22 protein-coding genes and 1 riboswitch are annotated in these 22,962 nt (G+C 46.7%); of the genes, 17 read left to right on the forward strand and 5 right to left on the reverse strand.

The window, feature by feature from the left end; genetic code table 11:
• Positions 1-32 precede the first annotated feature (32 nt).
• The gene (locus KZE55_RS04125; RefSeq protein ID WP_222259489.1) at positions 33-1,007 is read left to right on the forward strand and encodes a ribose-phosphate diphosphokinase; all 975 of its coding nucleotides are present in this window, start codon (positions 33-35) and stop codon (positions 1,005-1,007) included.
• Positions 1,008-1,043: 36 nt separating this feature from the next.
• On the opposite strand, the gene dapF is transcribed toward KZE55_RS04125, so the two are convergent.
• Both dapF and KZE55_RS04135 read right to left on the reverse strand, forming a co-directional pair.
• Positions 1,044-2,051 (reverse strand): diaminopimelate epimerase, encoded by a 1,008-nt coding sequence (gene dapF / locus KZE55_RS04130; protein ID WP_222259491.1) that lies wholly within the window; start codon positions 2,049-2,051, stop codon positions 1,044-1,046.
• 14 nt (positions 2,052-2,065) lie between these two features.
• Complete coding sequence (locus KZE55_RS04135; protein WP_222259493.1) at positions 2,066-3,424, reverse strand: aspartate kinase; 1,359 nt, start codon at positions 3,422-3,424, stop codon at positions 2,066-2,068.
• Positions 3,425-3,634: 210 nt separating this feature from the next.
• A riboswitch (Lysine riboswitch) is annotated at positions 3,635-3,819 on the forward strand.
• A gap of 92 nt (positions 3,820-3,911) precedes the next feature.
• On the opposite strand from KZE55_RS04135, the gene lysA reads away from it, so the two are divergent.
• The 8 genes from lysA (at position 3,912) to KZE55_RS04175 (ending at position 11,966) form a co-directional block, all read left to right on the forward strand.
• Positions 3,912-5,219: a diaminopimelate decarboxylase gene (gene lysA, locus KZE55_RS04140; protein ID WP_222259495.1), complete on the forward strand. Its 1,308-nt coding sequence runs from the start codon at positions 3,912-3,914 to the stop codon at positions 5,217-5,219.
• Between the two features lie 37 nt (positions 5,220-5,256).
• Positions 5,257-5,967 carry a 2,3,4,5-tetrahydropyridine-2,6-dicarboxylate N-acetyltransferase gene (gene dapD / locus KZE55_RS04145; RefSeq protein WP_222259497.1) on the forward strand — a complete coding sequence of 237 codons (711 nt, stop codon included), beginning with the start codon at positions 5,257-5,259 and terminating at the stop codon, positions 5,965-5,967.
• A gap of 2 nt (positions 5,968-5,969) precedes the next feature.
• Positions 5,970-7,118: an N-acetyldiaminopimelate deacetylase gene (locus KZE55_RS04150; protein WP_222259498.1), complete on the forward strand. Its 1,149-nt coding sequence runs from the start codon at positions 5,970-5,972 to the stop codon at positions 7,116-7,118.
• 13 nt (positions 7,119-7,131) lie between these two features.
• Positions 7,132-8,052: a 4-hydroxy-tetrahydrodipicolinate synthase gene (gene dapA / locus KZE55_RS04155; RefSeq protein ID WP_222259500.1), complete on the forward strand. Its 921-nt coding sequence runs from the start codon at positions 7,132-7,134 to the stop codon at positions 8,050-8,052.
• Positions 8,053-8,056: 4 nt separating this feature from the next.
• Positions 8,057-8,836 carry a 4-hydroxy-tetrahydrodipicolinate reductase gene (dapB, locus tag KZE55_RS04160; RefSeq protein WP_222259502.1) on the forward strand — a complete coding sequence of 260 codons (780 nt, stop codon included), beginning with the start codon at positions 8,057-8,059 and terminating at the stop codon, positions 8,834-8,836.
• 11 nt (positions 8,837-8,847) lie between these two features.
• Positions 8,848-10,029: an aminotransferase class I/II-fold pyridoxal phosphate-dependent enzyme gene (locus KZE55_RS04165; RefSeq protein WP_222259504.1), complete on the forward strand. Its 1,182-nt coding sequence runs from the start codon at positions 8,848-8,850 to the stop codon at positions 10,027-10,029.
• A 184-nt stretch (positions 10,030-10,213) separates the two neighbouring features.
• Positions 10,214-11,623 (forward strand): C40 family peptidase, encoded by a 1,410-nt coding sequence (locus KZE55_RS04170; RefSeq protein ID WP_222259506.1) that lies wholly within the window; start codon positions 10,214-10,216, stop codon positions 11,621-11,623.
• 136 nt (positions 11,624-11,759) lie between these two features.
• Positions 11,760-11,966: a hypothetical protein gene (locus tag KZE55_RS04175; RefSeq protein WP_222259508.1), complete on the forward strand. Its 207-nt coding sequence runs from the start codon at positions 11,760-11,762 to the stop codon at positions 11,964-11,966.
• A gap of 76 nt (positions 11,967-12,042) precedes the next feature.
• Here the strand turns inward: KZE55_RS04175 and KZE55_RS04180 are convergent, their stop codons facing one another.
• Together KZE55_RS04180 and KZE55_RS04185 are read right to left on the reverse strand one after the other, a co-directional pair.
• Entirely contained in the window at positions 12,043-12,987 is a 945-nt protein-coding gene (locus KZE55_RS04180) for a diacylglycerol/lipid kinase family protein (protein ID WP_222259510.1), read from the reverse strand.
• 180 nt (positions 12,988-13,167) lie between these two features.
• Positions 13,168-13,380 carry a DNA-directed RNA polymerase subunit epsilon gene (locus KZE55_RS04185; RefSeq protein WP_047769047.1) on the reverse strand — a complete coding sequence of 71 codons (213 nt, stop codon included), beginning with the start codon at positions 13,378-13,380 and terminating at the stop codon, positions 13,168-13,170.
• Positions 13,381-13,517: 137 nt separating this feature from the next.
• Here KZE55_RS04185 and KZE55_RS04190 point away from each other — a divergent pair, with 137 nt between their 5' ends.
• Positions 13,518-13,988: a hypothetical protein gene (locus KZE55_RS04190; RefSeq protein ID WP_222259512.1), complete on the forward strand. Its 471-nt coding sequence runs from the start codon at positions 13,518-13,520 to the stop codon at positions 13,986-13,988.
• Positions 13,989-14,042: 54 nt separating this feature from the next.
• Here the strand turns inward: KZE55_RS04190 and def are convergent, their stop codons facing one another.
• Positions 14,043-14,603 carry a peptide deformylase gene (def, locus tag KZE55_RS04195; RefSeq protein ID WP_222259513.1) on the reverse strand — a complete coding sequence of 187 codons (561 nt, stop codon included), beginning with the start codon at positions 14,601-14,603 and terminating at the stop codon, positions 14,043-14,045.
• Between the two features lie 252 nt (positions 14,604-14,855).
• Here def and pdhA point away from each other — a divergent pair, with 252 nt between their 5' ends.
• The 7 genes from pdhA to typA all read left to right on the forward strand — a co-directional run bounded on the left by pdhA (position 14,856) and on the right by typA (position 22,863).
• Positions 14,856-15,962: a pyruvate dehydrogenase (acetyl-transferring) E1 component subunit alpha gene (gene pdhA / locus KZE55_RS04200; protein ID WP_222259515.1), complete on the forward strand. Its 1,107-nt coding sequence runs from the start codon at positions 14,856-14,858 to the stop codon at positions 15,960-15,962.
• A 2-nt stretch (positions 15,963-15,964) separates the two neighbouring features.
• Complete coding sequence (locus KZE55_RS04205; protein WP_222259517.1) at positions 15,965-16,942, forward strand: alpha-ketoacid dehydrogenase subunit beta; 978 nt, start codon at positions 15,965-15,967, stop codon at positions 16,940-16,942.
• Between the two features lie 44 nt (positions 16,943-16,986).
• Positions 16,987-18,303, forward strand: a complete 1,317-nt coding sequence (locus KZE55_RS04210) for a 2-oxo acid dehydrogenase subunit E2 (RefSeq protein ID WP_222259519.1) — start codon at positions 16,987-16,989, stop codon at positions 18,301-18,303.
• Positions 18,304-18,309: 6 nt separating this feature from the next.
• A complete protein-coding gene (gene lpdA / locus KZE55_RS04215; protein WP_222259521.1) occupies positions 18,310-19,737 on the forward strand; it encodes a dihydrolipoyl dehydrogenase in 1,428 nt (475 codons plus the stop codon).
• A 124-nt stretch (positions 19,738-19,861) separates the two neighbouring features.
• Positions 19,862-20,146 carry a UPF0223 family protein gene (locus KZE55_RS04220; protein WP_222259523.1) on the forward strand — a complete coding sequence of 95 codons (285 nt, stop codon included), beginning with the start codon at positions 19,862-19,864 and terminating at the stop codon, positions 20,144-20,146.
• Positions 20,146-20,913, forward strand: a complete 768-nt coding sequence (locus KZE55_RS04225; RefSeq protein ID WP_222259525.1) for an inositol monophosphatase family protein — start codon at positions 20,146-20,148, stop codon at positions 20,911-20,913. Before KZE55_RS04220 ends, KZE55_RS04225 begins: the two co-directional genes overlap by 1 nt.
• Positions 20,914-21,018: 105 nt before the next feature.
• Positions 21,019-22,863, forward strand: a complete 1,845-nt coding sequence (typA, locus tag KZE55_RS04230; protein ID WP_222259527.1) for a translational GTPase TypA — start codon at positions 21,019-21,021, stop codon at positions 22,861-22,863.
• Positions 22,864-22,962: the final 99 nt, after the last annotated feature.

The raw sequence follows: 22,962 nt of genomic DNA on the forward strand, positions 1-22,962 counted from the left end.
TAAATAGCTAGAAAATCAAAGGGAGTACAATAATGACGCAAATCAAGAATGCTCAAAATGTCCGTTTGTTTGCACTAAATTCAAATTACCCGCTGGCAGAGGCCATTGCCGAGAAGGTTGGCCTACCCCTGAGTAAGGCTTCTGATAGCCACTTTGCGGATGGGGAAATCAAGATTACAATTGACGAAAGTGTGCGGGGGTGTGAGGTATACGTAATTCAGTCCGTATCCGATCCCGTTAACACCAATCTAATGGAGCTATTGATCATGGTGGATGCTCTTCGCCGGGCAAGTGCCGCTAAAATCAATGTGGTCATGCCTTACTATGGGTACGCGCGTCAGGACCGCAAAGCGCGCGGCCGGGAACCAATCACCGCTAAGCTGGTTGCTAATTTGCTGGAGATGGACAAAATTGACCGGCTGGTTACGATTGACCTCCACGCTGCTCAGGTGCAAGGATTCTTTGATATTCCGGTCGACCACTTGCAAGCAACGAGTTTGTTTGCCAATTACTTTGACAAACAGGGGCTAGTTAACGATGACACCGTTGTTGTTGCTCCCGACCACGCTGGTGTCAGCTTTGCTCGTAAGTTTGCGGAAAGAATTAAGGCCCCAATTGCAATTATCGATAACCGGGCCGATGAAGTTCGGGAACAGACAGTTCAGGAAGTTCCCGAATACGTCATTGGTGATGTTAAGGGTAAGACGGCCCTGGTTGTTGACGACATTGTCGACACCGGGGTACGGATGAAACTTTCTGCTCAAGCACTGAAGAAGTTCGGGGCAAAAGACGTTTACGGCGTTGCCACCCACGCGGTCCTTTCTGGTAATGCGGTTCAAACCTTGCAGAATTCTCAACTTGAGAAGTTAGTCGTGACTGATACGATTCATCTTCCCGAGAAGAAGAAATTTGATAAATTGGTTCAGTTATCAGTTGCAGACCTATTGAAGGAAGCAGTTGTGCGGATTCATAACCACCAATCAATTGATACGCTGTTTAACCGGTAAACTAAAAAGGACGCGGAATTCATTTCCGCGTCTTTTTTAGTTTCTTTGACTCAAATTAAACTTTGGCAGGCAATTAATGAACTGCTCATAAGCACCTTGCTCGCCGGTTGCTGTAATCGTACAGTTTTCCGCGTTTACACTTGCCTGGTGGAGGTCTGTTTCTTTAACCTCGATATGGTGGGTGAAAGTGGCGTTACCGACCAGTTCGACCCAGTAACGACGCTCCTGGTAGTGGACAACCGTCTTGACCATTCCGCCCGGATTATAAACAGTAATTGGTTCATCAAAGGCTCCTTGATCACCGTGCAAAAGAACAAAGGCTAAGCTAGTGGCAGACATCCCAGTCCCGCAAGCATTGGTGAACCCGACACCTCGTTCATAGGTCCGAACAAAGAGGCGGTTTGGACCTAGAATATGGGCAAAATTGACGTTCACACCATCGCTGAAGTAGGGGTTATCACCGTTTAAGTAGGGCCCCAATTCACCGAGAAGCGGGCCCTCAATTACTTTCTGACTCACGAACGAGATTAGGTGAGGGTTAGGAATCGCAATTGCGGAGAAAGTCAGCTGCGGAGCAAGCTCCGGTACTGGGGTTCCCAAAAGGCGATCGTGACCAAGATTGTCAAAAGGGAGGGCTTCCTTGTTAAAACGAACGGGTGATATTTCCACGGCGAAGGCCGGAACATTTGGAGCGAAGTCTTTTTCACGGCGCACCTGGAGACTTGCGTTCATGGTGTCCACCTTAAAGGACTTCTTTTGGTCTCGTTCTGCAAGGTAACGGGCAACGGTCCGGAGGCCATTACCGCACATTGAGGCTTCACTACCGTCTGCGTTGATTACCCGCATTTGGGCAAGGGCACCAGACCGGGTCGGTTTATTAACGACCAAGAGGCCATCAGCCCCACCAAGGAGTCCCGTTTGGTGGTCGGTAAGGTGCTGAGCAAGCTTACGCAGTTGATCATCAGTTAATACCGTCTTTAATTTGGTTTGGTCCAAGATGAAGAAACTATTTTGTGATCCGTGGACTTTTATTAAGTTTGCCATTTGTTAATCTCCTCCTAGTTTGCAAAGAAGCGGTGGTATATTGCCCGGACTGCCTTATCAGCGTCGCGGTCATAGGTACCAATCATAATTGAAATGCGGGATGCCCCCTGATTGATCATTGGGACGGGGATGTTTTCCTTCGTTAGGGGCGTTAGGATGTCGTTGATAACGCCAGTTCGGTTGCGCATCCCCTCACCGACCACCATCGTAATGGCGTAGTTATCAATCCACTCCAGCTGGTCGGGGTTAATCTCTTCTTGAATTTCGTTACAAATAACGTCGACCAATTCGTCATCTAGCTGGTTTCGGTCTAGGATCAGGGTGATGTCATCAATCCCGGATGGCATATGCTCGTACGAAATACCATGCCGGGCGAGAATGTTCAGAATCCGGAGAGTAAATCCGGCTTCCTTATTCAGGAGGTACTTATGCAGGTAGAGTGCAGCAAAGTGCTTACCACTAACGACCCCGGTAACGATGTCAGCCGGTTGGAAGCCTTTGTCGGGAACAATTAAAGTTCCCGGTTTTTCCGGGTGCTGGGTATTCTTGACGTTAATCGGAATATTACCCTGGATAGCAGGGATCAGAGCCTCATCGTGAAAGACGGAGAAGCCCGCGTAAGACAATTCTCGCATTTCCCGGTAAGTCATCTTAGCAATTGCCTGTGGGTGGTCAACGACGGCGGGATTAGCCGCATAAATAGCATCAACATCGGTGAAGTTCTCGTACATTGTTGCGTGCAAGCCCCGGGCAAGGATGGCTCCCGTGATATCTGAACCCCCCCGGGAGAAGGTCGCAATGTGACCAGCCAGGGTGATGCCATAAAAGCCAGGGAAAACAAGGAGCTCGCTGTCGTTAAAAGAGAAGTGGTCCAATAAAGAGTAGGTTTCGGGCATCACGGATGCGTTATTTGGCGTCCCCGTAACCCGGATACCAGCCTCTGTAGGGGTGACAAAACGGGCTTCGTACCCCTGTTGTTGAAGGATCAGGGCCATCAATTCGGCATTCGACCGTTCGCCATGGGCTTTAAACGTTGCCATCAGGTAATTATGGTTGGGAAAGTGCCAGCTTGGCAACTCCTTTAAGCGGTCAATGATGGACGTCAGTTTTTCTTTGGGAACGTTAAAGTAGTTTGCAATTTCAACGTAGCGATTGATAATTTGGCCAACCGTTTGCTGGTATGGCTTATTGTTTAGGACTTGATTAGCGTACTGAATTAAAAGGTCGGTAACCTTCGTATCCTTGCTATTTCGCTTTCCGGGGGCAGAAGTAACGATGACACGGCGCTGGGGGTCAGCAGTGATAATATTAATTGCCTGGGTAAAGTGTTCGCCATCAGCGAGCGAACTGCCACCAAACTTTACAACTTTCATTTCTTAAGAACTCCTTCTGGAAAACGCTAGTAAATGCTAATTTTCCGTAAACAATTTTAATCGAATTCTAACATGTTTCGCCAAACATGCAAGTAAAATAATTTTGGCATGATGATGATTAAACGTTTTACTAAATGATGAAAATGAGGAGATCCTTTCCAGACCTCATTATCCCTATTGACTTTCTCATTATTTTTTTATAAGCTTAATACAAATCGAAGAGGTGCAGCCAACACAAGTAGGGTAATGGAGCCACTGTCGGGCAGTGAAGTTACCTCAACAGGGCGGTTGCCGAAGTGCTTGACTTGACAGGAGCCAGGTTAACTGGGGCGTGGTTGAATAAGCCATGGACTGTCGCAGGACGAATATCAGCCTGCGTTGCGCTATCGACAAATGAGAATGGAACTTAGTCCACTGTTTGTTCTGCGCAAACAGTGGATTTTTTATTGGTCGACTTCCCCGGCAACATGAATTGGAGGAATTGATTATGAATGAACAGATTACTGCTGATCAGCTCAATGAAAGAGGGCACTTGCTAATCGGGGGCTGTGATGCGATTGAGTTAGCTCATGAGTATCAGACACCGCTGGTCGTTTATGATGTTAGCCAGATTCGCCAACAGATTCGCGCCTTTAAACGAGTCTTTGAAGAAAACGATGTTTCATACGCGGTTTCTTACGCTAGCAAGGCCTTTGCCGCCGTCGCGATGTACCAGGTGGTTAACCAGGAGGGCGCTCACATTGACGTGGTCTCTGGTGGTGAAATGTATACCGCTATTCAGGCTGGTTTCCCCATGGAACGGGCTAGCTTTCACGGCAATAACAAGTCATATGATGAACTGGTGATGGCGGTTAAGAACCACGTGGGGGTAATCGTCGTTGACAACTTTCACGAAATTGACCTCCTAAGTCAGGTTTTAAACGAGCTGGGTGCTCGGACAAAGGTAATGATTCGAATCACGCCTGGTATCTCTGCCCACACTAATAAGTACATTCAGACCGGCCAAGTCGACAGTAAGTTTGGTTTTGACCTTGCTTCTGGTCAAGCGGATGAAGCCCTGCAAAGGGTATTAGCTAATTCGCGGATGGACCTCATTGGCCTGCACGCTCATATTGGATCGCAGATTTTTGAAGTCGCGGGCTTTGAAGGGGTGGCGAATAAGCTGGTTAAGGTTGCTGACCACTGGCAAAAGAAGTTTGGCTACCAGGCAAAGGTAATCAATGTGGGTGGTGGCTTTGGAATTCGCTACGTTAAGGATGACCAGCCCCTCCGTCCTGAGCAATTTGTTGATGCCATCATCAAGGCAATTAAGAAGGCTGTTAAGCCAACAAACTTGGGAAAACCAGCGATCTGGATTGAACCGGGACGGTCAATCGTTGGGCCAGCCGGTTATAACCTTTACACGGTGGGGTCAAGGAAGGACCTCCCCGGACTGAAATCGTACGTCACGGTTGATGGAGGAATGGGTGATAACATTCGTCCAGCTCTCTACCAGGCCAAGTATGAAACGGTTCTGGCCAGTGATCCGCAAGCACCACTTACTGAGCACGTGCGCTTAGCCGGCAAGTACTGTGAATCTGGCGATATCCTATGTCAAGACCAAGCTCTGCCGAAAACTAAACCGGGTGATATTCTGGCCATGCTAGATACGGGTGCTTACGGTTATTCAATGGCCTCAAACTATAATCGGAACCCACGTCCGGCCGTAGTTTTTGCGGAAAACGGTCATTCGCAGGTGGTTATTAAAAGAGAATCTTTTGCGGACCTAACTCACCTGGACCAACCTTACGAATAAAATTAATCCATTATATAGGAAGAAAGAGGAATAAAAAATGGCAAAACTAGATGCACAAGCAATCATTAACTACATTGGTAATGCTCCCAAGAAAACCCCAGTGAAGGTGATTCTAAAGGGAGATATTGACGGACTAACTTTTCCAGAGAGCCTGCAGGTATTTCCGGAAAAACAGACCGCCACGCTATTTGGTGACTGGGCTGATGTTAAGCCTTTCCTAGAAGAAAATAAGGAGAAGGTTACCGACTACCATATTGAAAATGACGCCCGTAATTCAGCCGTACCATTACTCAATTTGAAGGAGATTAACGCCCGAATCGAACCAGGGGCAATCATTCGTGAGAAGGTCCTAATCGGTGATAATGCCGTTATTATGATGGGGGCAATTATCAACATTGGTGCTGAGATCGGTGCTGACTCGATGATTGACATGGGAGCGGTCCTCGGTGGCCGTGCCATTGTTGGTAAGCATTGCCACATCGGTGCAGGAACCGTCTTAGCAGGTGTAGTTGAACCGGCAAGTGCCCGACCAGTGCGGATTGATGACAACGTTTTAATTGGGGCAAACGCTGTTGTAATTGAAGGTGTCCACGTTGGTGAGGGTGCCGTCGTAGCTGCCGGGGCAATTGTTACCCACGATGTTGCTCCCCATACGATGGTGGCCGGGGTACCAGCCAAGTTTATTAAGAACGTTGACCAACAGACTAGTGACAAGACGGCCCTGCAGGGTGACTTGAGGAAGTTGTGATCATGACATTAACAAACGAGCAACTTATTCAAATCCGTCGCCACCTCCACCAGATTCCGGAGTTGGCCCTTCATGAAACGCAGACCCATGAGTACCTCCTTTCAGTAATCAAGGGCTTTAACCAACAGTTCCTCGAAATTCGTGAGACACCAGAACTACCGACGGCATTGTTTGTCCTTGTTAAGGGGAGTAACCCCCAACGGACGATTGGTTACCGGACAGACATTGACGCTTTACCGGTAGAGGAAAAGACGGGACTACCATTCAAGTCCCAACACCCGGGTGTTATGCACGCGTGTGGCCATGATATCCACATGACGGTCGCCCTTGGCGTGCTCAACTACTTTGCTGAAAACCAGCCCAAGGACAACTTGCTCTTCTTCTTCCAACCGGCAGAAGAGAGTGATTATGGTGGTAAGCGGGCCTATGAAGCCGGTTTGTTTTCCGGTAAGTGGTGTCCGGACGAGTTTTATGGTCTTCATGATAATCCGGACCTTCCCGCTGGGGCAATTGGCTGCCGGATGGGAACGCTGTTTGCGGGGACCACAGAAGTTAACATTGATTTAAATGGGAAGGGTGGGCACGCTGCCTACCCCCAAGATGCCAATGACACGGTCGTTGCGGCTGCAGCATTAATAATGCAAGTGCAGACGGTTATCTCCCGGAGTATTGACCCGATTCATAGCGGCGTTATCACCCTTGGCAAAATTCGCGGGGGCAGTATTCGCAACGTAATTGCTGGCCATACCCGGATCGAAGGAACCATTCGCGGCCTGACTCAGAAGATGATTAAAAAGATTGATGGTCGTCTTCAGGATATCTGTGAAGGAGTTGGGCGCTCCTTTAATATGGATGTTAAGCTGGGCCTCAACCAGGGTGGTTACTGGCCAGTTGAAAACAACCCGCAATTAACGAAGTTCTTTATTGACTACATGCAAAAGACCCCCGACGTCAACTTTATTGAAACCGCACCGGCAATGACCGGCGAAGACTTTGGCTTTTTACTGGCGAAGTTTCCGGGGACGATGTTCTGGCTTGGCGTTGATGATGATTCGCAGCTCCACTCCGCGACTCTAACACCTGATGAGGCGGCAATTAAGCGGGGCGTTGATGCAATCACTGGCTTTATGAATGCGCGGATGGCAAAGTAATGGAGGAATTAAAATGAAATTAGCAGATGCAGATCTCTTAACAGCAATTGTCACTCCCTTTGATGATAAGGGGCAGATTGACTTTGCAAGCTTGAAGAAGTTAACGAACTACCTAATTGACCAGGGTAGTAATGGTTTTGTAATCGGTGGGACAACCGGTGAGACCCCGACACTTAGTCACGACGAGAAAATTAGTCTTTACCAAGAATTCGGTAAGATCGTTAATGGTCGGGTTCCGGTAATTGCCGGGACAGGGAGCAATAACACCGCCGAAACGATTGCCTTTACCAATGAGGTGGCAAAAATCCCAGGCATTGACTATGCCCTGGTAGTTGTTCCGCCATACAATAAGCCTAACCAGCGGGGGATGGTTGCCCACTTTACTGCAGTTGCGGACCAGGTTAAGATACCAATTGTGATGTACAACATTCCTGGTCGAACAGGAGTTAAGATGGCGGCAGAAACAATCATTAAACTTTCCGCAAACCCAAACATTGCAGCCGTTAAGCAGTGTGCTTCCCTGGAGGAACTTGAAGAAATTGTTGAAGGAAAGAACAAGGACTTTGCCGTCTTCACTGGTGAAGATGCGCAGGCTCTGACCGCTCGTGTTCTCGGGGCTAACGGGGTCATCTCGGTTGCCTCCCACAGCTACGCTTCCCAGATGCGGGCAATGTATGACGCACTCTACAAGGGTGACTACCAGGCGGCCGGAAAGCTGCAACGGTGGCTTACCCCAAAGATGGCAGCGCTATTCATGTACCCGTCACCATCACCAGTTAAGACGCTCCTTAACGCCCAGGGATTTAGCACGGGTAGTTGCCGTTTGCCGATTTTGCCACTTAACGATGACGAGAAGAAGGCTTTGGCAAACGCTCTCGGCTTGCCGAGCGATAAGTTATTAAATAAGCAACTACCATTGAACTTGGGGGAATAATAAGATGAAAAAAGTTTTAATTGCCGGCGCTGCCGGAGCAATGGGCCAAAAAGCCGTTGCCCTGGTAAACGGGATGGATGATGTTGAATTGACCGCCGTCCTGGCCCCGCACATGGCCGATGACCAACGTGCTAAGTTTCACCTTGGACCTGAAGTGCAGATTTATCACTCATTAAATGAGGTCCCTGAAGGCGCGGCCAATATCTGGGTTGACTTTACGATTCCAGCAGTCGTGTACGACAACGTCAAATTTGCCATCGATCACGGCTTCGCACCGGTTGTGGGGACCACGGGGTTAACGGATGACCAGGAGGATGAATTAATTAAGACCAGCGCTGCGCGTCACCAAGGGGGGCTGATTGCGCCTAACTTTGGGATGTCGGCAGTCCTGTTGATGAAGTTCGCTAAGGAGGCTGCGCAATACTTCCCGGATGTTGAAATTATTGAAATGCACCATGCTGACAAGAAGGACGCTCCATCGGGCACGGCATTGAGCACCGCCAAGCTGATTGACCAGGTGCGGCCAGCACATGAGAGTAGCCCCGATGAGGTCAGCACCCTGGATAATGTCCGTGGTGGCGACTACCACGGGATTAAAATCCATTCAGTTCGCTTGCCGGGCTACGTTGCCCACGAACAAGTCCTCTTTGGGAGCGCGGGTGAAGCACTAACGATTCGGCAGGATTCCTTTGATCGTCAATCGTTCATGAGTGGGGTCAAAGTTGCCTTAGAAAAGGTGCTGGACCTTGACAAGTTAGTAGTTGGACTCGAGAATATTTTATAGGAAGTGACAAGATGCCGACCTTACCAAGTGAAATGAAAACAATTGTTAACCACCGGGTGGCTGCCCTTCCACCGGCACAGATTCGGGCGTTCGACGACGAAATATCCGCGATTCCGGGAATCGTCAAGTTAACTCTTGGCGAACCGGACTTTAATGTTCCTGACCATGTCAAGCAAGCAGCAGTGCGAAGCATTCAGGAGAATGATTCCCATTATTCTGCCAGTCGGGGAACAATCGCCCTGCGGCAGGCAATTAGTAATTATCTTAAGCAGACCCGCCAGGTTAACTATGATCCCGCATCAGAACTAATTGTGACGGTGGGGGCCACGGAGGCAATTACGGCCACGACATTCGCCCTGCTCAACCCTGGTGATAAGGTAATCATCCCGACGCCAATCTTCTCGCTTTACTTTCCAAGTGTTGCCTTGACAGGGGCGGAACCGGTCTCGGTAAATACCGTTAACGATAACTTCCTATTAACGGCTGACCGCCTGGAAGCAGAAATTGAAAAGGGTGGTCCTGCGGTTAAGGCGGTAATTCTTAACTACCCCAATAACCCTACAGGCCGTTGCTATTCCAAGGAGGAGCTAACGGCACTGGCGGCGGTTATCAAGAAGCACCACCTGCTCGCAATTGTTGATGAGATATACAGTGAACTGATTTACGACCAGCCCTTTACCTCGTTGGCCAGTTTGCTACCTGACCAAACGATTCTGATCGATGGCCTTTCAAAATCGCACGCGATGACTGGCTACCGCTTGGGTTACGTTGCGGCGCCGGGTGATGCTATCAAGCAGATTTCGAAAATGCATTCGTTCATGGTTACTGCCGCTAATGATACCGCTCAGGCCGCAGCTCTTGAGGCCTTGACGAATGGTTCGGCAGATCCCGTTGCCTTCCGTTCTCATTACCAAAAGCGGCGGGATAAGTTAGCGAATGCTTTGCAGAAGATGGGCTTCTCTTTTGCTGCCCCAGACGGTGCCTTTTACCTGTTTGTAAAGCTTCCAGAACGATTTGGCAGTGATGACTTTGCCTTTGCGCGTCGGTTAGCACATGAGGCCAAGGTCGGCGTGATTCCCGGCCGTGCTTTTGGCGCTGGTGGAGAAGGGCATGTTCGCCTTTCCTACGCGGCTGCTGATTCGAGCATTGATCAGGCAATTGAACGTTTGACCACCTTTATGGAGAAAAATTAGGCTGAAATTAGGCTGCCTTGTTACCTTAACGGTGCTGGACAGCCCTTTTTTATCCGGGCCAACCAAATGTTCGCTATACCAATTATAAAAATAATGGTAAAATAAGGAGCATGAGAGCGCATTCTTGACGAAGCGCTGTATTTATTATGATGTTGTATGATTATTGAGAAGGTGTTTATTCAGCATGACTAAGAAGCATTACCAGAGTCACCACTTACGGCATGCCGTAACGGGAACCTTAAGTGCGTTTGGGTTCTTGGCGATTACGTCGCAGCTTGCCTCAGCAAGTCAAATCACAGTTAAATCAGGTGATACCGTTTGGGGGATTGCCCAACAGCACCAGTTGACGGTCCAGTCAATTGAACAGGCCAACCCAACCACGATTAAGAAGATCAGCAATACCGTTGACCTGATTCAGGTGGGGCAAAAGCTAACCTTACCGGATGGCCAGACTACTCAAACTGCGGCCCATTCGGTGGCAGGAATGTATACCGTTAATAACGGTGATACCCTGAATAGTATTGCCCAGCATTTTAATGTGAGTGTTAACCAGATTGTTGCCTGGAATAATCTGACAACGCCACAAATTTATGTCGGTCAGCACTTAACAGTTAACGGGGCCAACCAATCGGCAACTAACACCACCACAGCAGTGGGCACTACTAGTTCCGTTAGTGCAGCTCCAGTTGAGTCAACCCAGCCACAAGTGGTTAATACAGGTATGCCGGAGCAGGTTACCCAACCAGTTACTAACCAGACTAGTGTTCGGTCGTCGGCTAATACCACTAATCAGACAAGCATCCAGTCAACAGCTAGTGGTGAAACCGTGCAAACTAGTGAAGCCCTAGCTGCGACAGTACCGACCGTTTCTACTAATGTTCAGCAGCCAGTATCGACTTCTGCTATCAATACTTCTCAAGTAGCTGTTAGCAAACCAACAACAGTGGCAAATACGGTTACGACGCAAGGAAGTGCTGGTCAAACCGCTACTGGCCAGGCCGTCCAGTCCAGTCAACAGCAAGTTTACGTTACTCCCGTTAGTCAACAGCCGGCTCCGGTTACTTCATCAGCGGTAGCAGTTCAAAGTCAGGCTACCCCTGCTGGCTCGGTTGCACAATCAACTGCTTCGACTGCTCCTGTTAACGCTAGTCAGCCTCAACAGCCTGCTAGTCAGGCAGCGACGCAACAGCCAGCAACCAATAATCAGGCTACTTCAACGACTGACTTGCAGTCTGGCTCTGTTGTCAGCCTGGCAGTTAAGGTTGCTAACTCTAACAGTGTTCCTTATGTCTGGGGCGGTAATTCACTGAGTGGGATGGATTGTTCTGGATTTGTGGACTATGTATACGCTCACGCTGAAAATAAACAATTGCCACATAATTCAGTTGCGTTGGAGAGCTGTGTAAACCAGCATGCTGTTAGCCAGGCTCAACCAGGTGATATTCTTTTCTGGGGTCAGCATGGTAGTTCTTACCACGTTGCAATTTACACTGGTAACAACCGGTACGCAGCGGCAGCGCAACCGGGAACGAACGTGTCAATCTACACCTTAAGCCCTTATTTTGCACCAAGCTTTGCCGGGACTGTGAAGTGATTAGAGAATTTTCATCATAAAGTAACCGAGATGTAATCACTCAAAGGGTTAACTTTTGGTCAGTTTCATGATATTTTGTCAGTATGCAATTATTGAAATTGCTTTAAATATTTACCATGTATGAGGGGTGTTTAAAGTGAGCAATAAGAATGAGATCGAAACTGATTTACGCCGAGCAGAGGATCGATTGGCGAACCTTTGTCGGTCAGAAAACGTGACAGATGCCACTGATGGGCAGACGGTTACAATTCAGCCAACTTGTGGCGATGAAATGCAAAAATTACGGGATGAATGCAGCCAATTGCGGATAATTCTCGAGGCAATGGAAGCTTCTGAGGATTAGCTTGATTGGCAAAGTTTTCTAATTTTAAGACAAAACTCCCGCACACTTGAGAATTGTCGAGTGTGCGGGAGTTGTTTTATTTAGTCGTTTGCCAGAATGGGTACTGGGTAACGTCTGTACTGAGGTCAACAAAGCGGTTGCCCAACGGCTCACCATCACTTTGCCCAAATTCAAGGGAGGTAGTTGTGTAATGAAAGCGGGCCCCCGTTAAATGCTTAGCAAAACGGGAATTTGGCAGCTTCCCTCGGGAAAACTGAATTAGTTGCCAAAAGGTGATTGGCCAGCCCTTTTGTTCCGCTACAAGCAGGCCTAATTGTGGTTGTTCCAGGCTGCTTGTGGGAGCAACTTTGACGCCGCCGCCAATGAAGGGATGGTTGACTAGCAGGACAATGTATGCCCGGGGATAAAAGTTCCGTGAGCTACCTTGTTGGACCATTAGCTGGAAGGGCTGCTGGTTATAAACGACCCCTAAAGCCTGACGAAGGTAATCAGGGTGCCAAAGATGGAATGCGGTAGACTGTTTTTTAGCGCTTTTTCCGCTGACCCGACTAATAATTGCGGCATCAAAACCGATCCCAATATTATTTAGGAAGTAGCCTTCTTCGCCCTTAATGGCCTCATGGTAGTGGCCGACATTAACACTAGTTAATGTCGTGGTATTTAGAATTTGTTGCAGGGCGTCAAGCGGCTGAAATGGTACTCCAAAAGCACGGGCAAAATCATTATTAATACCTGCTGGAATGAAGGCTAGTGGGAGGGGATTAGTGTGGAGACGGTGACTTTCTTTAATAAGGCTGTTTAAGACTTGGTGAAGGGTCCCATCACCACCAATCACCATAACAATATCCCCTTTGCGCCTTTGGACAAAACGGGTTGCAAAATATTCAGCACTAGAACGGTTCTTAGTTATGTGGACATCGAAGCTAACTTGCGCTTGGATTAGTTGGGGCTCAATTAGTTGCCATTCTTTTTGCGCTTTACCGTTACCGGCAGCTGGGTTAAGGATGATTGAGTAATGCATAGTGGTCTTCCTTCTTGATCTTAATAGCTATATAACAGGATAAAGAAGTTAAATAATCTTCAAAATGAGCTCTGTTTTGTATAAATGCAATGAGGTCCAGCGTTCGGTTCATCCGAATGTTGGACCTCATTGATATTCAACATCATTATGTGGGACACCCATTGACCCCTGATCTGAAAATTAGAAACTCGTCATCTTGAAGTTTGGATTTTGCTTTTCGTAAGCAAGCGCCTTTTCATCGAGTTGTTCGACGTATTCGATACTGTAGTCGGTGTTATGTTCAACCATTAAAAGAGCCTCTGGTTCGGAGTCAGCTTCGATATAAAGCGATTTCGTATTTTCGCGAACGGGACGCTTGGTACTATCTGGTTGATAATATACTTTAAAGATCATTCTACTAAAAACTCCTTAGAAGATGTTATTTTCAGTTTTTTACCTTATCCATTTTAGCACATCTAAGTTTAACTGTCCTCAGAATTAGCAACATGGTATGATTAATTTAATAAAGAGGTTCTCATGGGGGTGACGAGATGAAGATAATTATAATTTGTATAATTGCCGTGGTGGTGGTGGCGTGCCTATATACAGTTGTTCACCGCATCCTGATTAACCGGGCAACAATAATGCTACGTCGTCGTGCTCAAGAAACGACTGATGCTGCTGTTAATGCTAGTCTGCAGAAACTGTTAGGATGGGACCGGTTCCTGAACTCACAGCTAGTTGCCGATGTCTGGGGTAAGGGCGTCTTAGCCTTTGAATATCATTTTGATGGAAATGAAAAGCGGGATACCAAACTGACGCCCCAGAATCTCAATGAACAACTAGGCAAGTATGCTAATGCCCACCAGTTAACAGCGGTCAACAAAAGTTTCAGCGTGTTTAGGGTTACGGACTGGTGGCAATATGAAGGTGTTCTTCATATTGATGTTGCCTATATTTTAAATGAAGCCACGGCGGAGTATGTTGCTGACCTGAAGAAACTTAAGCAACACAGTAAATAGAAAAGCGACTTTTGGCATCCATGATAGCGGATGTCAAAAGTCGCTTTTAAACATTTAGCTGATCATCACTGTATCAGCAGGGGCCTCAAATGGGGCCTGTTTATTAATGTGGTCGTAGAATAAGACGCCGTGGAGGTGGTCAATTTCGTGCTGGCAAACAATCGCTGGGTAATTCTTTAACCGAACCTGGTGCTTCTTGCCGTCCGTATCCTGGTAACGAAGAGTAATCCGGTCGTGTCGCGGAACGTAGCCGGGCACATCCTTATCAACGGAGAGACAACCTTCGCCCTCAGTTAATGCCCCATACTGGACAGATTCGCTGACAATTACTGGGTTAATAATGACATCCTTAAATTCTGGCTGACCATCCTTTTCTAGTGGTGGAACTAAAACAGCAGCCATTTGTTTTGAAACGCCAACTTGTGGTGCAGCTAAACCAACGCCGGCGCGTAATTTATATTTTTCACAAAGCTTGGGATCCTGGCTAACTTCTAAATATTCCATCATTTTTTTCGCTAACTGTTGGTCTTCCTCTGAGAGAGGGAATTCAACCTTGGCAGCCCGTTTTCTTAATACCGGGTCGCCATCACGAACAATATCCTTCATTAAATACACTTTTTCCGCCTCCATTAGTATTTATTAATTCTAGTCTATCATAATGCCTATCGATGACAACGCCCAAAATTAAGCCCATTAATTATACAAAATTATTAAGTTAGCGTTTTCACATGTGCAACTTCTAGTCAAAACGTAATAAAAAAGTCTATGAAAGCGCTTGTATTATGTCCAGAATTAGTTATACTAGAAACTGTAAGTAGGCAATCGCTTATATATGATGTTAATTGGATTTGGAAAGGGATGTTTATAATGGCCGAAGCCAAAGCTGTAGACTTTGCTAAGATTAAAGCCGAAGAAGGCGCTGCATTTGCAAAGCCCGTTCAAATTCTTGATAACGATGGTAAAGTCGTTAACAAGGATTTAATGGCTAATTTTACTGATGACCAATTAGTCGACCTGATGAAGAAGATGGTATGGGAACGTGCACTTCACGAACAAACCATGTCATTCTCACAACAAGGTCGTTTAGGATTCTATGCTCCTACCTGGGGTGAAGAAGCATCCGAAATGGGGACAGTATCCGCATTTAAGAAGCAAGACTTTATGTTCCCAGCATACCGTGACTTACCACAACTGATTCAACACGGTGCTACTGTTGCTCAAATGTACTTATGGTCAAAAGGTCACGTTAAGGGTAACCTGTTCGATGCTCGTGCTCTTCGTCCACAAATTATCATTGGTGCACAAATGGTTGAAATGGCCGGTGCTGCTTTAGGTATTAAGAAGAACAAGGAAAGGGATACCGTTGCATTCGCATACACCGGTGAAGGTGGTAGTTCACAAGGTGACACCTACGAAGGAATGAACTTTGCCGGTGCCTTCCAATCACCTGCTGTCTTCATTATTCAAAACAACGGTTGGGCTATCTCTTACCCACGTAAGAAGCAGACTCATGCTGAAACAATTGCCCAAAAGGGTGTTGCTGCTGGTATTCCAGCTGTCCAAGTTGATGGGATGGATGTTCTGGCATGTTACGAAGTTGCCAAGGAAGCTCGTGAATTTGCTGCTGCTGGTAACGGTCCAGTTTTGATTGAAACCTTGACTTACCGGTTCGGTGCCCACAGTTCCGCTGGTGACGACCCTAGTCGTTACCGGACTAAGGAAGAAGAAAAGCCATGGTTCGACAAGGACCCACTGATTCGTCTCCGCAAGTATTTGACTGACAAGGGCCTCTGGTCAGAAGACGAAGAAAAGAAGTACGCTGATGAATGCAAGGACGACTTCAAGAAGGCCATGAAGGAAGCAGACGCTGTAGAGCCTGAAAAGGTTACAGATATGCTGAAGCGGACCTTTGAAGTACCAACCCCTGATATTAAAGAACAAATTAAGAAGTACGAAGCAAAGGAGTCGAAGTAATCATGGCTAAAAAGACTTATATCAAAGCTATTACTGAAGGTATTGACATTGCTTTAGCTGAAGATCCTAAGACCCTCGTTTTCGGTGAAGATGTTGGTAAAAACGGTGGGGTCTTCCGTGCCACTAACGGTTTACAAAAGAAGTACGGTGCTGACCGGGTATTCAGTACCCCATTGGCTGAATCTGGTATCCTTGGGATGTCAATTGGTTTAGCGGTTACTGGCTGGCGTCCAGTTCCTGAAATTCAGTTCTCTGGTTTCATTTTTGAAGCCTTAGACTCAATCGTTGCCCAAATGTCACGGATTCGTTTCCAATACAATGGCACCAAGAATGCGCCAATTACAATCCGGACTCCATACGGTGGTGGTACTCACACCGCCGAACTCCACGGGGATGACTTTGAAAACTTCTTCGTTGGTGTACCAGGGCTGCGGGTTGTTACCCCAAGTTCTGCCTACGATGCTAAGGGCCTGATTATTTCTGCCATTGAAAACAACGACCCGGTTGTCTTTCTTGAAAACCTGCGTCTTTACCGTTCAGTTAAGGGTGAAGTTCCTGATGACAAGTACACCGTTCCGTTGGACAAGGCTAACGTTGTTCAAGAAGGTAAGGATGTCACTATCATTGCTTACGGTGGTGAAGTATCGGAAGCTCAAAAGGCTGTGAAGAAGTTGGCTAAGGACAATATCTCTGCTGAAATTATTGACCTTCGTTCGCTTTACCCACTTGACACTGACACAATCTTTGCTTCTATCAAGAAGACGCACCACGTTGTCATTGTTCAAGAAGCTCAGAAGCAAGCTGGTGTTGGTGCACAAGTTGCTTCTGCCATTTCTGAAGGTGCAATTATGTACCTCGACGCACCAGTTAGCCGGGTAGCTGCACCAAACTCTGTTTACCCATTCCCACAAGCAGAAAATGTTTGGCTCCCAACTGCTAACGACATTGAAGAAGCTGCGCGCGACACAGTTAATTATTAATCATAGCGAGATTGCTATTGGTTATGAAAGGAAGTTAATTCGATATGGCATACAAATTTAGATTACCAGAAATGGGTGAAGGTCTGACCGAAGGGGATGTCGCTTCTTGGTTGGTAAAGGAAGGCGACCAAATTAAGGCCGACGACCCATTAATTGAAATTCAAACTGATAAGTCAACTACTCAATTGGTATCACCAGTTGACGGGACCGTTAAGACCCTCAACGTTAAGGAAGATGACCACGTTGAAAAGGGTGATGACCTACTCTTAATTGATGATGGTAAGGACGGGGTAAGCACCAACGTTGAAGCCGAAGACGGCGGCGACGATGATGCAGACGAAGCTCCAGCAGAAGAGGAAGCACCGAAGGAAGAGGCTCCTAAGGAAAGCGCTGCTCCTGCCAAGGGTGGTGTAGCACCACTGGCTGAACCTAACAAGCTTGTTATGGCTATGCCTTCCGTTCGTCAATACGCTCGTGACAAGGGCGTTGACATTTCACTTGTTCAACCAAGTGGTAAGCACGGTCAAGTTCTGAAGGAAGATATTGACAACTTCAATGGTGCTGCTGCACCAGCTAAGGGTGCTGCACCAGCCGCTGCCGCTGCTCCAGCTAAGGCCGCTGGTAACACCATTAAGCCTTACAAGGGCGCTGGTGAAGATGCTGAAACCCGGGAACCACTTTCTAACATGCGGAAGATTATTGCCAAGAACATGCGTGACTCTGTTGACATTAGTCCAATGGTTACAATGTTTGATGACGTTGAAGTTTCTAAGCTGATGGCACAACGTAAACGATACAAAGCTGTTGCTGCGGAACAGGGTATTCACTTAACCTTCCTTCCTTACGTTGTTAAAGCTTTAATTGCTACTATGAAGAAGTTCCCTGAACTAAACTGTTCCATTGATGATAGCACTCAAGAACTTGTTCAAAAGCACTACTACAACATTGGTATTGCTACGAACACTGATCATGGCCTGTACAACCCTAACATCAAGGATGCTGATAAGAAAGGCATGTTTGAAATTGCCAAGGAGATTGCTGATAATGCTCAAGCCGCTGAGGATGACAAGTTGAGTCCCTCTTCGATGACCGGTGGTAGCATCACCATTTCAAATGTTGGTTCAATGCGTGGTAAGTGGTTTACTCCAATCATTAACCAACCAGAAGTTGCTATCTTGGGTGTTGGTACGATTGCCACTGAGCCAGTCGTTAATGATAAGGGTGAAATCGTTGTTGGCCACATGATGAAGTTATCGTTAACCGTTGATCATCGTTTGATTGATGGTGGACTTGCCCAAAACGCAATGAATTACCTGAAGCGGATGCTTCATGATCCGGAATTAATTATGATGGAGGGTTAATAGAATATGGCAGATGTTGAACAAAAGGATACGGTTATTGTTGGGGGAGGCCCAGGTGGATATGTTGCCGCATTTCGGGCTTCAGAATTAGGTCAAAAGGTTACTTTAATTGAAAAGGGTGACCCAGGCTTAGGTGGTGTATGTCTAAACATTGGGTGTGTCCCATCGAAGGCATTAATTGCGGCTGGATTACGCCTTCAAGAAGCGAAGGACTCTTCAACTTATGGTATTTCCAAGACCGACGCCACAATTGACTTTAAGAAGACCCAGGAATGGAAGCAAAAGAAGGTTGTTGACCGGATGACCCGTGGGGTTCAAATGCTTTTGAAGAAGCATAAAGTCGAAGTTATTAATGGTGAAGCCATCATGGACAATGACCATCAACTTCGAGTTGTTAAGCCTGGCCCAAAGCAGTTCATGGACAACGATGCTGGTCGGACCATTACCTGGAAGAACCTTATCTTAGCAACTGGTTCCCGTCCAATTGAAATTCCTAACTTCAAGTTTGAAGGGCGGGTTATCGACTCTACTGGTGGTCTGAACTTACCGGAAATTCCTAAAGAACTTGTTGTTATCGGTGGTGGGTACATCGGTTCTGAATTAGCTGGTGCATACGCTAACCTTGGTTCTCATGTTACAATTATTGAAGGCCTTCCTTCAATTCTGAACGGCTTTGACAAAGATATGGTTAAGGTTGTCGAGAAGCATATGAAGAAGAAGGGTATTGACATCGTTACGGGTGCAATGGCTAAGAACTCAGAACAAGACGACAACAGTGTTACCGTTACTTATGAAGTTGATGGTAAGGAACACACCATTAAGGCTGACTACTGCATGGTCTCCGTTGGTCGGAAGCCAAACACCGACAACTTCGGCCTTGATATGACAAGTGTCAAGCTTAATGACCACAATCAAGTTATTGTTGACCAACAAGGTCGGACAAACGTTGATGGTATCTGGGCTGTTGGTGATATTGTACCGGGCCCTGCTCTGGCTCATAAAGCCTTCTTTGAGGGTAAGACAGCTGCTGGTGCGATTGCCGGAAAGAACACTGCTAACGACTGGGTAGGTGTTCCTGCTGTCTGCTTCACCGATCCTGAAATGGCAGAAGTTGGCATGACTGCTGATCAAGCCAAGGAAAAGGGAATCAAAGTTGCTACTGCACAGTTCCCATTCGCCGGTAATGCTCGTGCGGTATCGCTCGATGAACCAGATGGTTTCGTACGCTTTGTTTACACGAAAGATGATAAAAACGTTATTGGAGCTCAGTGCGTTGGACCTGAAGCAAGTACACTTGCAGGTGAATTGTCATTAATTGTTAACTGTGGTATGAATGTTGAAGATGTTGCTTTGACAATTCATCCACACCCAACCCTTAATGAGCCAATCCAAGAAGCTGCTGATGTTGCGCTTGGCTTACCAACCCACATCTAAAGCTATGTTTAATATAAACGAACAAGGAGTTATGACAAATGTTGTAACTCCTTTTTTTGTCTCGCCATCTTTTGGTAGGCAGGTTATAATATAGCCAGTTAACGCTGAAGGGGGAGGAAGATTCATGAGGCAGCAAAATTACTCATATCCACTTGATCCTGACTGGACAACGGATGAGATGGAGACGGTGATTGCTTTTTTACGGACGGTTGAGGATGCATATGAAATTGGCGCTCCCCGGGGCAAAATCTTAGAAAAATACCGAGCATTTAAAAAGGTCGTCAGAAGTAAAGCAGGGGAGAAACAACTAGGGCGGCAATTTGCCAAGAGTTCTGGCTATCAGCTCTACACTGTTGTGAAACTTGCATCAACGAGTCAAAAGAAAATGATTAAGGTGGCAAATGATTAATGATTGAAAAAATCAATGTGGCGGTTATTAAGTTGATTCAGGACGTTAACGAAATGACTCTAAAGCGAATGAACGAGCCCTATCATATTGCTGAGAAGACCAATTATAATGACCTGGTAACCACTGTTGATAAGGAAAACGAACGCTTTATTGACCAACAACTAAAAATAATTGATCCAGGCTGTCAGATCCTAAGTGAAGAAGGATTTGGTACTCATAATCTGTCTAGTCTTAATGGTCATGTTTGGATTGTGGACCCAATTGATGGCACACTCAATTTTGTTCGTCAGCATGATAATTTTGGCATTATGTTAGCCCTTTATGTTGATGGGCAACCGACTTTGGGATATATCATGGACTGTGTTAACCGTCGCCTGTACCATGGTGGCAGGGGACAGGGTGTCTATGTTAATGAAAAACGAATCGACTCACCGCTTAATTTAGACCTCCATCATGGTCTGGTGGCGATTAGCAGTCCCCTAATCTTAGCTGACGTTGACCACTTGCCAGCTGTTGCTCAGGCGGCTAGTGGCCTTAGGATGTACGGCAGTGCTGCCAAAGAAATGATTGGTGTCTTAAGTGGTGAGCTAGTAGGCTATATTTCGCACTTACGGCCGTGGGACCTGGCCGCAGGACGTGTTTTAGCCGAAGAATTGGGCCTCGTTGTTAAATCAATTGACGGCACTACGCCGGATGTGCTATCATCTAACCTTGTATTGGTAGCTACAACACAAGCCAGTGAGGATATTGCAAAGATTACTGGTTAGCTGTTAAGCTGTGACTAAATTGTCACAGTTTTTTTGTGAAATCGAAGCTGGAAAAGTGTATACTTATCCAGGAATAATTGTTTAAATGAAAGGAAGAACCAAGCAATGAAAAGACGTGACGACATTCGTAACATTGCGATCATTGCCCATGTTGACCACGGTAAGACGACCCTGGTTAACGAAATGCTGAAGCAATCAGATACTTTACCAGAACACTTCTCAATCGAAGACCGTGCGATGGATACTAATGCAATCGAACGTGAACGGGGAATCACTATTCTGTCCAAGAACACTGCTGTTAAGTATGGCAAGTACCAAATTAACATTCTGGACACCCCAGGACACGCCGACTTCGGTGGTGAAGTTGAACGGGTTATGAAGATGGTTGACGGTGTCCTACTGGTTGTTGATGCCTTTGAAGGGACGATGCCACAGACCCGCTTTGTTTTAAAGAAGGCATTGGAACAACACTTAACACCAATTGTTGTTATTAACAAGGTTGATCGTAAGGGTGCTCGTCCGGAAGAAGTAGTTGACGAAGTTCTGGACCTCTTTATTGAATTAGGGGCCGATGAAGACCAACTCGACTTCCCAGTTGTTTACACCTCTGCCATGAATGGGACTTCTAGTTACGATTCTGACATTTCTACGCAGAAGCACACTATGAAGCCACTGTTTGATACAATTATCAAGACCATTCCGGCACCCGTTGATAACTCCGATGAACCACTCCAATTCCAAGTTGCCATCCTTGACTACAATGACTTCGTTGGGCGGATTGGTATTGGTCGGGTATTCCGGGGCACTATCAGGGTCGGCGATAATGTTACCCTCTTGAAGCTTGATGGTTCTAAGAAGAACTTCCGGGTTACTAAGTTGTTTGGGTTCTTCGGCCTTAAGCGGTTGGAAATCAAGGAAGCCAAAGCCGGGGACTTAATTGCTGTTTCCGGGATGGAAGACATCAACGTTGGTGAAACGGTTGCTGACCCTAACCACCCAGAAGCACTTACGCCACTACGGATTGATCCACCGACATTGCGGATGACTTTCCGGACCAACGATTCACCATTTGCTGGTCGGGAGGGTAAGTTTGTTACTGCCCGTCAGCTGGAAACCCGCTTGAAGCGTGAAATGCAGACGGATGTTTCGCTGAAGGTTGAAGATACGGATGATCCAGGTGCCTGGACTGTTTCTGGTCGTGGTGAACTGCACCTTTCGATTCTGATTGAAACCTTGCGGCGTGAGGGTTATGAATTGTCTGTTTCACGGCCAGAAGTTATTTACCGTGAAGTTGATGGAACAATGTGCGAACCATTTGAAGAAGTCCAGATTGATACTCCTGATGAATACACCGGTGGCGTTATCGACAGCTTATCCAAGCGTAAGGGTGAAATGCAGAATATGGAACCCGGTGAAAATGGCCAGACACGCTTGATTTTCCTTGCACCTTCACGGGGCTTGATTGGTTACTCCACTGAATTCATGACTCTTACTCGGGGATACGGAATCATGAGCCATACCTTTGAAAAGTATGCTCCAGTTATTAAGAACTGGAATCCTGGTCGGCAAAAGGGAACACTGGTTTCAATGAATGCCGGCAAGGCAACGACTTACGCAATGATGGGAATTGAAAGTCGTGGCCGCCTCTTAATCGACCCCGGTACGGAAGTTTATGAAGGAATGATCGTTGGTGAGAACAGTCGTGAAAATGACATTACTGTTAACATCACCAAGGGTAAGAACTTGACTAACGTTCGGGCAGCTGGTTCTGATGAAATGGCCCACATCAAGACCCCAACCCACTTCTCCCTTGAAGAATCGCTTGAATTCTTGAATGAGGATGAATACTGTGAAGTTACTCCAGAAAACATCCGTTTACGGAAGAAGATCTTGAATACCAATGCACGTGAAAAGGAAGCAAAGCGTCGTCGTGCTGCTTCCCGGAAATAGTTACTAATTACGGAGGGAACTGGAAAGGACATTAGTCCTTGCTCAGTTCCTTTTTTCTCCACGGGGGCTTTTCTAAGTTTACGATTGGCGATTGATGTT

Source organism: Limosilactobacillus panis, assembly GCF_019797825.1.
Taxonomy (GTDB): Bacteria; Bacillota; Bacilli; order Lactobacillales; family Lactobacillaceae; genus Limosilactobacillus; species Limosilactobacillus panis_A.

What these genes read in the sequence shown, in the direction of transcription:
- pdhA (WP_222259515.1), top strand. Translation starts at nt 14,856, where the DNA reads ATGGCCGAAGCCAAAGCTGTAGACTTTGCTAAGATTAAAGCCGAAGAA.
- KZE55_RS04225 (WP_222259525.1), top strand. Translation starts at nt 20,146, where the DNA reads ATGATTGAAAAAATCAATGTGGCGGTTATTAAGTTGATTCAGGACGTT.
- dapB (WP_222259502.1), top strand. Translation starts at nt 8,057, where the DNA reads ATGAAAAAAGTTTTAATTGCCGGCGCTGCCGGAGCAATGGGCCAAAAA.
- lpdA (WP_222259521.1), top strand. Translation starts at nt 18,310, where the DNA reads ATGGCAGATGTTGAACAAAAGGATACGGTTATTGTTGGGGGAGGCCCA.
- dapD (WP_222259497.1), top strand. Translation starts at nt 5,257, where the DNA reads ATGGCAAAACTAGATGCACAAGCAATCATTAACTACATTGGTAATGCT.
- KZE55_RS04165 (WP_222259504.1), top strand. Translation starts at nt 8,848, where the DNA reads ATGCCGACCTTACCAAGTGAAATGAAAACAATTGTTAACCACCGGGTG.
- dapA (WP_222259500.1), top strand. Translation starts at nt 7,132, where the DNA reads ATGAAATTAGCAGATGCAGATCTCTTAACAGCAATTGTCACTCCCTTT.
- KZE55_RS04180 (WP_222259510.1), bottom strand. Translation starts at nt 12,987, where the DNA reads ATGCATTACTCAATCATCCTTAACCCAGCTGCCGGTAACGGTAAAGCG.
- dapF (WP_222259491.1), bottom strand. Translation starts at nt 2,051, where the DNA reads ATGGCAAACTTAATAAAAGTCCACGGATCACAAAATAGTTTCTTCATC.
- KZE55_RS04150 (WP_222259498.1), top strand. Translation starts at nt 5,970, where the DNA reads ATGACATTAACAAACGAGCAACTTATTCAAATCCGTCGCCACCTCCAC.
- KZE55_RS04170 (WP_222259506.1), top strand. Translation starts at nt 10,214, where the DNA reads ATGACTAAGAAGCATTACCAGAGTCACCACTTACGGCATGCCGTAACG.
- typA (WP_222259527.1), top strand. Translation starts at nt 21,019, where the DNA reads ATGAAAAGACGTGACGACATTCGTAACATTGCGATCATTGCCCATGTT.
- KZE55_RS04220 (WP_222259523.1), top strand. Translation starts at nt 19,862, where the DNA reads ATGAGGCAGCAAAATTACTCATATCCACTTGATCCTGACTGGACAACG.
- KZE55_RS04185 (WP_047769047.1), bottom strand. Translation starts at nt 13,380, where the DNA reads ATGATCTTTAAAGTATATTATCAACCAGATAGTACCAAGCGTCCCGTT.
- lysA (WP_222259495.1), top strand. Translation starts at nt 3,912, where the DNA reads ATGAATGAACAGATTACTGCTGATCAGCTCAATGAAAGAGGGCACTTG.
- KZE55_RS04205 (WP_222259517.1), top strand. Translation starts at nt 15,965, where the DNA reads ATGGCTAAAAAGACTTATATCAAAGCTATTACTGAAGGTATTGACATT.
- KZE55_RS04190 (WP_222259512.1), top strand. Translation starts at nt 13,518, where the DNA reads ATGAAGATAATTATAATTTGTATAATTGCCGTGGTGGTGGTGGCGTGC.
- KZE55_RS04210 (WP_222259519.1), top strand. Translation starts at nt 16,987, where the DNA reads ATGGCATACAAATTTAGATTACCAGAAATGGGTGAAGGTCTGACCGAA.
- KZE55_RS04135 (WP_222259493.1), bottom strand. Translation starts at nt 3,424, where the DNA reads ATGAAAGTTGTAAAGTTTGGTGGCAGTTCGCTCGCTGATGGCGAACAC.
- KZE55_RS04125 (WP_222259489.1), top strand. Translation starts at nt 33, where the DNA reads ATGACGCAAATCAAGAATGCTCAAAATGTCCGTTTGTTTGCACTAAAT.